Source organism: Candidatus Hepatobacter penaei (assembly GCF_000742475.1).
Lineage (GTDB): Bacteria > Pseudomonadota > Alphaproteobacteria > Holosporales > Hepatobacteraceae > Hepatobacter > Hepatobacter penaei.
Map to the genome: position 1 here is coordinate 265115 of NZ_JQAJ01000001.1, position 12223 is coordinate 277337.

The window sequence follows — 12223 nt, forward strand, 5'->3', positions numbered from 1 at the left end:
GTTATCCCCGTTTCTTGCAAGAGAAACACCAGGTATGACACCATTTTCTCTTCTTTTTAGTCCAATCTAGCCCCGCATTGATGAAAAGTACAATACCTAAGAGCTATTTTTTATGACAAAAACACTTCAATTCGACCCTCATCGACTCTACTTCATTCCCCTCGGTGGGTCAGGGGAGATTGGCATGAACCTCAATGTGTATGCCTATGGCGGGAAACTGCTGGTGGTAGACGTGGGGGTCACCTTTGAAAAACTTCCTGGCGTTGAGGTGGTGATGCCTCATGTGTCATGGCTGAGAAAGCAAAAAAAACACATTGCAGGCATTGTTCTCACCCATGCCCACGAAGATCACATCGGTGCCATTGGCCATTTGTGGCCGGATCTGGAAGCGCCGCTTTATGCTACCCCCTTTACATCGCAGATCATCAAGCACAAATTGCGCGAGGCCCGGGTGCGCGCGCCTCTGCATGAAGTGCCGCTTTCGTCAGAAGTGGCTTTGGGGCCGTTTCGTGTGGGCTTTATTTCGTTGACGCACTCTATCCCTGAACCTTCCGCACTGGCGATTCAAACAGAGGCCGGCATTGTGGTGCATACAGGCGATTGGAAAATTGACGCCAACCCGTTGGTGGGGGAAGCCACAAACCAAGAAGCCCTTCAAGCCGTCGGTGATGCAGGTGTTTTGGGCGTTGTATGCGACTCTACTTGCGTGTTTGAAAAGGGGTGGTCAGGGTCGGAGAAAACGGTGCAAGATGCCCTTGTTCACCAGGTGTCATCCATCACCAAGGGGCGCGTGGTCATTGCCTGCTTTGCCTCAAACGTGGCACGTCTTGTCTCGTGCTTTGAGGCTGCCAAGAAGTCGGGGCGCAGCATTGTGCTGGCGGGTCGTTCTCTCGAGCGTATGGAGGCCGCGTCTCGGGAAACGGACTATCTTGATGATAACCTCACGGCTCTTACCCCCAAAGAAGGCAAGGGTTTGGCAGCCGATAAAACCCTCATTGTGGCCACAGGAAGCCAAGGGGAGCCCAAAGCCGCTCTCAGGCGCATGGCCGAAGGGCACCATCCCTTTCTCAAGCTTGATGCGGGCGACACGGTTATTTTTTCATCACGCATTATCCCTGGCAATGAGAAAGAGATTTTTGCACTTCAAAATAAACTCACCCAAAAAGGCGTTCGGGTGATTACCCCCAAGGATGTGCCGGATATCCATGTCTCAGGGCATCCTTCCTGTGAAGAGCTTAAGCAAATGTACGCTTGGACGCGCCCCAAAAACGTGATTCCTGTGCATGGTGAAGATCGCCACCTAGAAGCGCACAAACAGCTGGCCCATGATTTGGGGATTGCTTCCATCGCGCCCCATAATGGGGATGTGATTCTGTTTGATGCGAAAGAGGGACCCAAAAAGGTGGGTCATGTGCCCACGGGCCGTGTGGGGCTTGACGGGTCACGTCTGATTTCTATGGACAACCCGCTCCTCAGCCAACGCAAACGCCTTTCTCACGATGGGGTAGTGCTGGTGTCAGGTGTTTTTCATGACGACCGCTTGGAAGCGCTTAAGGTTCACACCGTGGGCCTTTTTTGCAGCGCAGATCATAAAGATGATGCCACCCACGAGTTATCCGCGCTGGTGAAACGCACGCTCGGGCATATGTCAGCCAAACATTATGATGACCCAGACAAAATGCAAGCCATCGTGGCCAAAGAGGTGAGCAGCTATTGCTATGACACAATCGGTAAACGACCTTTGGTGGTGGTTCATGTACTCACATAAAGGGGCGTAAAGAGCACACTCAAGCAATTGACCCCGCCTCGAGCAAACCTCCACTTTATCTACTTAACGATTACATTAATAGTTTGTTAATCATCTATACAGCCATGCGTTCATTTGTGTTAACGTAGGGGTGAGCTGTTCTCTCTAATGGGGGCGCCGAATGACAACGTGGTTATTTGTGGGGCTAGGCAATCCTGGCGACACCTATGCTGACACCCGCCATAACATCGGGTTTTGGTTTATTGATGAAATGGCGCGCCGCTATGACGTGCGTGAGGCTGACAAAAAAGAAGCCTATCACATCGCCAAAGGCACGTTAACGCCCCGAACGCTGGGTCGCCACAACACACGGCCTGCAAACACAGAACCCGCGCGTATTCTTCTTCTTAAACCCATGACCTTTATGAACCGCTCGGGCGGCCCCACGGCTGAGGTGGCACGGTTCTTTAAAATCAAGCCTGAGCATATCATTGCCATTCATGATGATCTTGATCTGGAGGTAGGCACGGTGCGTTTCAAACTAGGGGGCGGCCACGGCGGTCACAATGGATTGAAAGACATAGACAGCCGCATCGGCAAAGGCTATCGGCGCTTGCGTTTGGGCATTGGTCGGCCCACCTACAAAACCGATGTTGTGCGCTATGTGTTGGAGAGACCTTCGCGTGAAGACGCCCACACTCTAGACGCGGTGGTGCACGATGTGGCAACCCATGCACCGCTGATGCTAAGTGAGCCCTTTGATGCCGGCATGTTTCTCACAAAGGTGAAGGAAAGCCTGGCACAAAGCACCAAAGCCGCCACGTCTTCCTAAGAACAGCGAAACCCAAAAAGCACCAGGGTGTTTGGGCAGGCTTTTGCCGTATTATCCAGCTATTAACATCAACATCTTTAACCTGGGAATAAATAACGATGCTTCACTCGGCAACAAGGGGGTGTTAAAATCCAAACCATCGCATTCAAACTATCCTTTTTAGATATGGCGCATAAAGATATCTTTTTCAGCCATAAAAAAAGATTTATTTGTCTGTTTTGGCGGAATAATTATATTACATAATATATATTCTTTTATTTTGCTTCTTTTGCGCCTAGATTTTTTTTGCGCCTAGTTCTTTTTCTTTTTTCCTGTTTTTCCTGCCTTTTTTGCCTAGTGGCCTAGTCCTTTGAGCTCTTTGGTTTTTTATGTGCTCCTTTTGTCTTTGGGGCCAGTAGCTTCATGTTTTCTGAACGCGCGTCTATTTCACCCTGCAATTTATCTTTTGTAGCCGCGAGTTCATGCTTTGCTGTTTCTAATTCATTCTCTGCACTCTCTAAATGCTGCTCTTTATGCGCTAATGCCTCTTGACGCTCCAATGCCACTTTTCTTGCGTGAGGTCCTGTGTTTGGGAATTTGTTTGGGCTTTCTAAATGATCAATCTCAAGCTTTAACATCTCTACACGATTCTCTAGCTTGCCTATATGCTTTTCTACCTGAGACACATCCTCTTTAGCCTCTTCAACCTGCTGATCCTGTTGATGCACAATATGCCTGAGTTTCTCTTCCTCTTCTGGGGAGAGCGCCCCAACACACAGAGGGCATAACGTCAAGGCCCCACCTGTCATCATGATTGTTAACAGTTGGCTTATCTTTTTCATAAATCACCTAACATCTTAAGAAAAACAAATACATACATACATTTTACGATTTTTTTTGTCAACAAAGCGTAAATAGGCAAGATACAGGCAAGCGGGAACGGGTAAGGCACGACACAACGTCACAAAGACAGCCCTGCCAAAGCTATGTCTCCCATCCGATGCACAATGGTTCAAGATGATGAGTTGTGTGCGGTTTTTTTCATGGCACTTTTTGTCATCGACTTTTCTTCAATCGGCATCTTTCTCACCTCTTCAAGGTGTGCGTTGGCAAGCCCCAGAAGATGAATATCACGCTCCCAGTTGGTAAATAGAGTCATCATGCGGCCATGTTTCTGAGCACCACCCACCGTTGTATCATTTGCCAGCGCCTGTATTTGAGACGTGGTTTCCTTGATGTTCAATAGGCAAGATAGGAATGGCGCCCCATAGGGGCATCATCATCATTTCTTCTTATTGTTATTGTCTTCTGAACCTCCCTAAAGGCCCTTTCTTTCAAAGAGCCATTAGCTCCCAAAGAATCCATAGCGCCAAAACAGTGGACAGATGCCATGTATTTTAGTTTTTCTTAACCCTATCCCCATCTTAATAGGGGCACACCACCCCCTGCCGCAGGTTTGGAACCATGCCCTTGGGCCGCCTTTTTGTGATGTCGCTTTTTCTAGCCTGTGTTTTGGCATTGCCGCTTCACATAGGCACACTCAGCATGCCCTACCTATGGGGTGAAGAAAACGTAAGCGCCTCAGAAGGCTCTGGCACGAATCCCCCATTATTGGCCGGTGCTTTGCCCACATCCTCCGTAGCCCCTACCGATCCACACACCCCCCCTGCTCATGACATAGCATCCCATGCCCCGACCTCTTCCCCTGCTTTGCCAGAACATCGACTGGTGATGAAACTCCCAAAAGGTACGCCCTTTGCCCTGTTTAAGTGGCAAAATAAAATTTGGGTGGGGGTGCCTTACGGCACGTTGTCTGACACGTCCCTGGATCCACGGTTTGTACGCGTGGCAGCAAACGGCGGGGATCTGTACAGCCTGGCGGTAGATAGTGAGACCTTTCCCTCCCTCAAGCGTACCCCGCAGGGCATTGAGATTGTGATGGACAAAAAACCCAAACTGATGGACTTAAATCCCCGCTTTCTGTCCCCCTCAATCCTGAAGCTTGCGGGGCGTAAAAGCATAAATATTACGTGCGACGTTTCACATACAATTTCGTTTACACAAAAAGATGGAAATCCAGCTTTTGTGATGTTGACACATGATTATTATACAGGCATGGGCCCCACCCTTCGTCGTGATGAGTTTTCTCTTCACGCCACCTATCAAGGATTGTTCATCGCTGGCCACCATCCATCGCTTGGGCTCAAAAATAAGCAGCTTCTTCTTGACGATGGATTTCGCCCTTGGGTCAGTCAAAAAGAAACGTCCCCCTTTTCTTTTCATGACTTCTTTCAAAGAAAAAAATACGAACATCCCGCCATTGAACATGCCAAAAGAGCGCTTCTTTCCGGCCACACAGATAGGGCTTGGCAATGGATCTGCGAGCTTGAAAGCCACAACGCTTTGCTTGAAAGCAGTCAAGATTTTAATGCCCTTAAGGGCATCATCCTAGCTTTTAGAGGATGCGCTTCGGGCGCCCTGGCGGCGTTTGGAACATCACCTTCCCTGTGGAAAGCCTCACAACCCTTCCATGCCGTTCCTTACATCAAAAGTGGCCACCATCAAACAGGTGTGAAACTGCTTAATCGGTATTTTTCCAGAATTAAAAAGATGCCCATGACGTTTCAATGCAATCTTTTCTTTCTAGGCGCCGAAAGCAGCCTTTTGCTGGGCAGTCAGAAAAAAGCAGACTTTTTCTTATCTAATCTGGAAAAATCCCCCCTCAACCATGAGAAAAAAGCCCTATTATCCTTGCTCAAAAATAACACGCTTGTGGATCAAACCTTTATTGAGCGGCAAATTGCGGGGGCTTCTGCGGCCAGCATTGCGTGGCAAACCTATCACATGGAGGTGCGGAAAAAATTAAGAAAAATCTTGTTGCGCTATGAAACCCGCCAAGCCACCCTATCGCACACGCTGTTTGAGCTTGAGAAGCTCTCCCAAGAAGGACGAGGGGGTGTTGTCGAGTTTGAGGTGCTTGAAAAGCTCGCCCTTCTCTATCAAAAAAAGAAAGACTACACACGCGCCATGCGCGCCTATGACAAACTCTTGCGCTATTCGCCCGAAGATGACCCCAAGCGTGAAGTTTTTTTAAAAGCCGCGCAAGATATCTATATTCAGGCTCTGTATCGCGAAGAGTGGGACACCCTCACCCGCTGTGGTTTTTTTAAGCAATATAAAGCGTTTTTACATGCTGACAAACGGGGAGATGGCGTTTTATCTACCTTTACGATGCTGTTTATTGAGAAAGGATTTATCGACCACATCGTGCCGATTCTTTTCCAAAAACGGCCTCAAGCGCCCACAGCAAACACGAAGCTTTTGCTGGCGTGTGTGAAACACTATGTCAAAGAAGGGCGGTATGAAGAAGCGTTGTGGATTTTAAATAAGGATATCCCTGTCCCAGAAACGCTTCAAGATACGTGGACGCTTCAAAAAGCTACGGCGCTGACGCGTCTTCATAAGGCACAGGAAGCCTTAAGCACGGTGAGAAACCTCCCCCTCACCCCGGCAAAGGCCAAGGTTTTGTTGGCTATTTATCGCACGACGGGTGATGTCGATGACATGTCGCATGTATTGAAATATCTCATTCAGGAAACAAAAAACCCTGACTATGTCGACCAGCTAGGCATGCTGCTTTATGCACAAGACAACCTGACGGCACTGGATACGTTTCTTACCAAAGCCAAGGCGCCAAAAACATCGTTTATATCGCTTCTCATGATGAAACCCCATGCCCAGACAACCAAAAGCGTGCAAGAGCTGAGGGAACAACTCCAACACTATGAATTCATAAAAGACTATGCACAAAACCTCCCCTAATAACCATGCGTAACTTCCTTGATCTGCTCGCTGGGCAAAAATATTTGCGCCTGTTATTGGTGTGCTTTCTGGGGTTTTTTCTGCTGATTGGATTTCTGTTTTGGAAACGCACCACCCAGTCGTCCTTCACCCACTTTCACAGACACCTCTTGCGAGAAAAAGACGCTATTGATGTGACCCTGAGGCATTTCAAAGAAAGCGTCAGGCAATTACGCCACATTTTTCATGAAAAAACCAAAGATCCTTTTACTCCGGATCCGGGGCCTTATCCCCTCGATCTCGAGGCCCCCTTTTATCAAGGGTTGCTCACCACCTCGTTGCCTCTCACGCCTGCATCTTCAGAAATATTTTCAACATTTCGGGCCCATGCCCCCTCCTTTATCAACACGTTCTTAAGCCACTTTCCCCACATTGAGGGTCTTTATTTTTTCTCTAAGGGCTTTTCTTTTGTGTCACCGTTTGCCCAGAAAGACCCAACCCTTAAAAGCGATGTCGTGAAGAAAAACATGGCATACAGTTATGACCTTTTGGTTCAATTAAGTCACTATTTCTCAGGATGGAGCGTACCTCAAGCACAGCACAATGCGTGGCACATTCGCTATGTTTATCCGTGCGAGCATAACAACGCATTGATAGGTTTTTTTTCTGTTCACATCGGCAAAGCTTTTCTCAAGCATCATCTTGAAACCATCCATGTGCCCTTTGGCAAATTGTTATTGGTTTCTCATCATGGGGATATTTTGATAGAAAAAACCAAAAAAGGGTTTCAAAAAAACAGTGCTCTGCCTCGAACCGTAAGGCGCTATATCCACAAGCTGAATCGCCATGATGGCCGAGCTTCACACAAAGTGCGCACCAAACGCTATTGGATTGACGATATTCCCTTCGAACATGCCCCCTGGCGCCTGATTTTTTTCGCCAATCACGTGTCAGTCCTGAATCAAAATCTTGGCCTGCTTTCCCTCGAGTTTCTCAGCCAAGATCTGCTTCTCATCGCTGCATGTGCTTTGTTTTTACTCTGCCTCAACGCCTACCTTGTGCATTATGGTTTTATCAAACCCGTGCGTACACTGATGAATCGCCTTCATCAAGAACGGCTCAACATCAAAACACATCACACGCTGAAAGGACAGTGGTCTCAGTGGGAAAACCTTATTGCTGTATCCTTTCAGGAAAAAAGACTCCGCTCTTTAAAGCTTGAAAACAGCCTAAAAGAGCGTCTGGGGGATTTAGGGCGTATGATGGACTATCTTGAAAAAAATCAATACCAATTGATTTCGCAAGAAAAGTTTGTGAGCTTAGGCGGCATTGCCATTGGCGTTGCCCACGAAATTAATGAACTTTTATATCACACCAAGCATCTGACTCACCACCTCCTGCAAGAGCTTCATGCACATACAAAACCTCAGGCTGGCAAAGAGTTTCCGACCATCCTTCACCATATGTCTCAAGAAATAGACAAGGCCTGCCGCATTTTGTTTGATGTGTTGCTATGTCCAGGCGAGCGTGGTTCTGTGTTCGTACCTCTCGCCATCGGCCCTGTTCTTATCAGATATGGAAAACTCGCCTATGCCTCTTTTTTATCTAAAGAAAATAAAAAACCTGTTGTCATGTCGATGAATATACCCAAAGATCCTATGATTTGCCTGGGCATTGAGCATCAGCTTGGCAGCGCTATGTATAGCCTTATTGCGCAAGCGCTGGAATCAGCCCTTTATGGATATAAAACGCAACAAGATGAGAGCACCGTTGCGCACGTTTCTGTGACGCTTGTCAAAAAAGAATACACCCTCGTCATCCATATCCAAGATAGTGGGCCTGCTTTTTCTAAACAGCGTCAAGGCGCCTTTTTTGAAAAAATGAACCATCCGGAAGACAGCACAGACAAAAGTGATATTATGCCCATATCCTCAAGCATATCCATTCTTCAAGGTCATGATGGCATGCTCTCTTTTGATGAAAAGGACAACGCCCTCTCGATTATCTTGCCTCTTGAAAAAAAACCTGATGACGCTGGCCATCAAGACACAACTGCCACCAACGCCTAGTTTAGGCCATAGAGATGTTTTTCTTTTTCGTATTGTTCTTGCGCTTCCAGGCAATAAACAGCCACAGGACGGGCTTTTAAGCGTTCAAGACCAATGGGGTCACCTGTGGCCTCACAAAAACCATAGGTGCCATTTTCTAAGCGTTGAATCGCCTCGTCAATCTTCACCAACAATTTAGCCTCGCGATCACGGGCTAACAGTTCGGATGTTAACTCTTCTTCAAGAGATGCATTATCCACATCATCTGGTTCGTGAAGGTTGTCGCCTTTCAGGTGCGAACACGTATCAAGAGAGTGTTGCTGCAAAGCATCGCGCCACGCAATAAGACGCCTTCTAAAATATTCTTTTTGAAGCTTATTCATGAAGGGTTCGTCAATTGTCGGCTCATAACCGTCGGGTAACTCACAAAACACAACACATCTCTCTGCAAACAAAATATCTAGTAAATACATTTTTATGTATAATAGTTAATTATATATTTATTTATTGGTTATAATGAATGAACAACAAGATATTTCAATGCGTTATGGCCCAGAATAAAAAAACATGCCAGGCTGCACATAAAAAAACGCTTTTTTAGATGTTCCCTGTTGCCGTGTCTTGCGCCACCTTGTGGTTGACAAGGGAGATAAAGCACGATACCTCATAAGAAACATACGTGAAACGGCCCAGGTGGCGGAATTGGTAGACGCGCTAGGTTCAGGTCCTAGTGAGAGCAATCTCGTGGAAGTTCGAGTCTTCTCTTGGGCACCAGATCACTAAACTGTTAGAGGTATCGCATAGGCTTTTTATGAATATTCAGCACGTCCATAACGATTTACCCGCGCCCTGGCATGGCAACTCGGTGGCCATTGACACCGAAACCATGGGCCTTAACACACAAAGAGATCGTTTGTGCCTGGTTCAGCTATCCTCTCAAGATGGCCAACCTTATCTTGTGCAAATTCAAAAGGAGGCGCCACCACCGAAGCACATGATAGCCATGCTCACCAACCCCCGTATTCTCAAGATTTTTCATTTTGCCCGCTTTGATATGGCGGCCCTGTATTTTCGTTTTGGGGTGATGCCTGAGCCTGTTTATTGTACAAAAATTGCGTCAAAATTGGCACGCACCTACACCGATCGCCATGGATTGAAAGAGCTATGCCGCGAGCTGCTCGGCACGGAAATATCCAAATATGAACAAACATCAGACTGGGGGCGCGAAGACCTCACGGATGAGCAAAAACGTTATGCGGCCAAAGACGTCATTTATTTGCACAACCTGAAAGACAGGCTGACCAATCTTTTAATGCGCGAAGACCGCTATGATTTGGCAGACGCGTGCTTCACCTTTTTGCCCACTCGCGTCAAACTGGATTTAAGGGGCTGGCAAGACGACATCTTTCAGCACTAGTATCCCGTTTCCTCATCCCTGGGTGTTTCACGTGGGCTCAGGCAGATCATCCGACAATGGCAAGCACACAGCTGAAATAATCGCTGATAGGTTGATATGCATCAGAGCTGAGGGCCCTCAAACGCGTAAGAAAGGTTGTGTTCTTATGCTTGGTCTCTTCGTCATAGGATGCTGAACGCTCCTCACCTTCTAATGAGGACTGAACCTTGATGAGGTGTTCAAGATCTTCATAAAAATAAATCTTATCCCTGATCTCTTGATAATGCGCAAAGGCCAACAGCAAGTGTTCGTCCCCTAGCCATGCCCCCACCTCTTGAAGCCCCTCTCTGAGTAATACGCCTGCTAACATCTGATCATGAATATGCCGCCTCAACCGCTCACGCATAAATGTAAACCGCATGGTTTCGAGGGATAGGCCCGGAAAAGACGTTTGCATTATCGAAAGGGCTGGTGAATCTGCGGGATGCGCCCACACAATATTTTCAATACAAGGATCACACGCGATTGCCTCGGCAAAGTCCTCAAAATCAGGCACCATGGCGCACGCATAAAGATCATAAAACCCCTTATAGCCCTCCCAAGAATAGTCTGCCAATACAGCTAGGTATTGCGTAAGCCTGCCATCCACACCGAGAGGCACAATCGCGAGGGTTTCACCAACGTCATGCGACAGATAATGATGTGTCTCCTCATCATAAGAGGCAGCCACAACGTGGAAATGTTCCACGCATCCATCTATATCGTGCTCTCCCCCAAAACCTGCATAGATCTGGTGTTGACAGAGCATAACAAAACACAGGTTGAGCAGCGATTGAAAAAGGGGTCTCATTGCGAAAGCCTATGACATTTCATTGTTGGCGTTATATGTCCCATCATGCCTATATGTCAAGATTTGGGCCCTGCGAAGACGCCTGGCTTTACGCGTTGTTTTGATGTAGCGCTCACTTTTAACCATTCTTTATAGCGCAACAACCCAAATTTGGTGGCGATAATGTAAATTATATAACGCCCTGCTTGCGCAAGGTCATCAGATATATCCTGCTGAAGCTTGCTAAGAAAAAACCTTTCTTTTTTTGTAAGTCCTTCTGAAGGCTGACTGGCGAGTGTTGCTTCTTTTGTTTTGATGGCTACCACGCGGTCATAAAACATGCGGCAAAGGAGATTGTGCTCCACATGGAGAAACATGCGCTGCAAGGATTCGTCACCCATAAAATGCCATCGATAGTTAAAGGACTCTTCTTTGATGAACTTCTCTTTTCTCTTGACCAGCTGTGTATCGACAAACTCAGTAAACCGCAAAAGCATCACGCGTCCCAATAGGCCCTCTTGCCATCCTTTGGGCATGGGGACATTCAAGGCATAAAGAGGTCTGTGGGATTTTTCTCGCAATTGATTGTCAATCTTTTCAACATCGACATTCGCTTCTCTTGCATAAATATTCCACAGATCGTGATTCGTCAGACACGTGTAATCCACAGATCCTGGACGCATGGCAGCCAGAGAAAAACACACACAAGTGTTAAAGAAGACCAAGCAACACGCGCGCCCTAAACAATGCAGACAGTGAAAAAATGATAAGGGGCGGCTTGCGCCAGAGGCGCGTCCTTTTTTTATAGGCAAAGCTCACAGAAACGTTGCTCCTGCGTGTGTGTTATCACCCACGAGGTTAGCGCGAAGGGGTAAAGGGTTGATGTTCGGGAGAGCTCATTATCACAGACAATGCCCCCCCAAACAACACGCCTTCGCCTCAACCCCCTTGGTTATTCACCGATATATTCTTGAACCCACAGATCATAGGGCAAAAGCTGACCCGCATTTTCAGCATCTTCGGGCTCTGGTTCCGCATGCGCGAGATACTGAAATAAATGATCGTAAAATCCTACAGACGCATCTTCTGCCTCATTTCTGATGGCTTCATTGGAAGCCCGCACCTCATCGGCAACATCTTCTCCTGCCAGGTTGACTGTCCACGCATCAAGGTATGTGGATCGGTCCTCAAGGTCCTTATGCACTTGCCAGTTGGCCAGCAAATTTTGGTCTTGAATAAGCTGGTCTATATCACCATAATCAGCCCTTTTCTCAAATGAACCATCATTGATGCCATCAAGGATATGACGACGTAAATCTTCTCGGATCAAATCCCGTTTAACATCATTCGCCAAAACCCCAGGGCGTGCCCACGGAGCATCTCTAAAATCATGAATATTATCAGGGACGGCAGGCTTCATATTCGCCCCATAAAACGCGTCAAACGCCTCAGCTGTTAACAAAGAAAGATCAGCAGGTTGTGCCTTGAGAACGGGCCCAAACCCAGCGCTCAACGCACAGAAAAAACCCACCAAAACGACATAAACATACCTCATGACACAATAACTCCGTTTAACCTCACACTCTACCCC

The 12223-nt window shown here is 47.3% G+C and carries 11 protein-coding genes and 1 tRNA gene; 6 read left to right on the forward strand and 6 right to left on the reverse strand.

The window, feature by feature from the left end:
- Positions 1-112 precede the first annotated feature (112 nt).
- Positions 113-1768, forward strand: a complete 1656-nt coding sequence (locus IG82_RS0101450) for a ribonuclease J (RefSeq protein WP_031933901.1) — start codon at positions 113-115, stop codon at positions 1766-1768.
- Between the two features lie 160 nt (positions 1769-1928).
- Positions 1929-2579, forward strand: a complete 651-nt coding sequence (pth, locus tag IG82_RS0101455; protein WP_031933902.1) for an aminoacyl-tRNA hydrolase — start codon at positions 1929-1931, stop codon at positions 2577-2579.
- A 341-nt stretch (positions 2580-2920) separates the two neighbouring features.
- Here pth and IG82_RS0101460 read toward each other — a convergent pair whose 3' ends face one another.
- Together IG82_RS0101460 and IG82_RS07135 are read right to left on the reverse strand one after the other, a co-directional pair.
- Entirely contained in the window at positions 2921-3286 is a 366-nt protein-coding gene (locus IG82_RS0101460; protein ID WP_156095291.1) for a hypothetical protein, read from the reverse strand.
- A gap of 284 nt (positions 3287-3570) precedes the next feature.
- Positions 3571-3720 carry a hypothetical protein gene (locus IG82_RS07135; RefSeq protein ID WP_156095292.1) on the reverse strand — a complete coding sequence of 50 codons (150 nt, stop codon included), beginning with the start codon at positions 3718-3720 and terminating at the stop codon, positions 3571-3573.
- A gap of 302 nt (positions 3721-4022) precedes the next feature.
- On the opposite strand from IG82_RS07135, the gene IG82_RS0101475 reads away from it, so the two are divergent.
- Both IG82_RS0101475 and IG82_RS0101480 read left to right on the forward strand, forming a co-directional pair.
- On the forward strand, positions 4023-6380 hold the full coding sequence (locus IG82_RS0101475; protein ID WP_031933905.1) for a tetratricopeptide repeat protein: 2358 nt from the start codon (positions 4023-4025) through the stop codon (positions 6378-6380).
- 5 nt (positions 6381-6385) lie between these two features.
- Complete coding sequence (locus IG82_RS0101480; protein WP_031933906.1) at positions 6386-8428, forward strand: sensor histidine kinase; 2043 nt, start codon at positions 6386-6388, stop codon at positions 8426-8428.
- Here the strand turns inward: IG82_RS0101480 and dksA are convergent.
- Entirely contained in the window at positions 8425-8790 is a 366-nt protein-coding gene (gene dksA, locus IG82_RS0101485) for an RNA polymerase-binding protein DksA (RefSeq protein ID WP_245591049.1), read from the reverse strand. The genes IG82_RS0101480 and dksA overlap by 4 nt on opposite strands.
- Positions 8791-9094: 304 nt before the next feature.
- On the opposite strand from dksA, the gene IG82_RS0101495 reads away from it, so the two are divergent.
- Positions 9095-9181, forward strand: a tRNA-Leu gene (locus tag IG82_RS0101495).
- 37 nt (positions 9182-9218) lie between these two features.
- The gene (locus tag IG82_RS0101500) at positions 9219-9824 is read left to right on the forward strand and encodes a ribonuclease D (RefSeq protein WP_031933908.1); all 606 of its coding nucleotides are present in this window, start codon (positions 9219-9221) and stop codon (positions 9822-9824) included.
- Positions 9825-9870: 46 nt separating this feature from the next.
- On the opposite strand, the gene IG82_RS0101505 is transcribed toward IG82_RS0101500, so the two are convergent.
- From IG82_RS0101505 to IG82_RS0101520, 3 genes are all read right to left on the reverse strand, one after another.
- The gene (locus tag IG82_RS0101505; RefSeq protein WP_031933909.1) at positions 9871-10653 is read right to left on the reverse strand and encodes a hypothetical protein; all 783 of its coding nucleotides are present in this window, start codon (positions 10651-10653) and stop codon (positions 9871-9873) included.
- A gap of 56 nt (positions 10654-10709) precedes the next feature.
- Positions 10710-11315 carry a hypothetical protein gene (locus tag IG82_RS0101510; protein ID WP_031933910.1) on the reverse strand — a complete coding sequence of 202 codons (606 nt, stop codon included), beginning with the start codon at positions 11313-11315 and terminating at the stop codon, positions 10710-10712.
- 269 nt (positions 11316-11584) lie between these two features.
- Complete coding sequence (locus tag IG82_RS0101520) at positions 11585-12187, reverse strand: hypothetical protein (RefSeq protein ID WP_135958239.1); 603 nt, start codon at positions 12185-12187, stop codon at positions 11585-11587.
- Between the last annotated feature and the right edge of the window lie 36 nt (positions 12188-12223).

Excerpts from the sequence above, each read along its gene's own strand:
- IG82_RS0101500 (WP_031933908.1), top strand. The coding sequence starts at position 9,219 with ATGAATATTCAGCACGTCCATAACGATTTACCCGCGCCCTGGCATGGC.
- IG82_RS0101480 (WP_031933906.1), top strand. The coding sequence starts at position 6,386 with ATGCGTAACTTCCTTGATCTGCTCGCTGGGCAAAAATATTTGCGCCTG.
- IG82_RS07135 (WP_156095292.1), bottom strand. The coding sequence starts at position 3,720 with ATGATGACTCTATTTACCAACTGGGAGCGTGATATTCATCTTCTGGGG.
- pth (WP_031933902.1), top strand. The coding sequence starts at position 1,929 with ATGACAACGTGGTTATTTGTGGGGCTAGGCAATCCTGGCGACACCTAT.
- dksA (WP_245591049.1), bottom strand. The coding sequence starts at position 8,790 with ATGAATAAGCTTCAAAAAGAATATTTTAGAAGGCGTCTTATTGCGTGG.
- IG82_RS0101520 (WP_135958239.1), bottom strand. The coding sequence starts at position 12,187 with ATGAGGTATGTTTATGTCGTTTTGGTGGGTTTTTTCTGTGCGTTGAGC.
- IG82_RS0101510 (WP_031933910.1), bottom strand. The coding sequence starts at position 11,315 with ATGCGTCCAGGATCTGTGGATTACACGTGTCTGACGAATCACGATCTG.
- IG82_RS0101450 (WP_031933901.1), top strand. The coding sequence starts at position 113 with ATGACAAAAACACTTCAATTCGACCCTCATCGACTCTACTTCATTCCC.
- IG82_RS0101505 (WP_031933909.1), bottom strand. The coding sequence starts at position 10,653 with ATGAGACCCCTTTTTCAATCGCTGCTCAACCTGTGTTTTGTTATGCTC.
- IG82_RS0101475 (WP_031933905.1), top strand. The coding sequence starts at position 4,023 with ATGCCCTTGGGCCGCCTTTTTGTGATGTCGCTTTTTCTAGCCTGTGTT.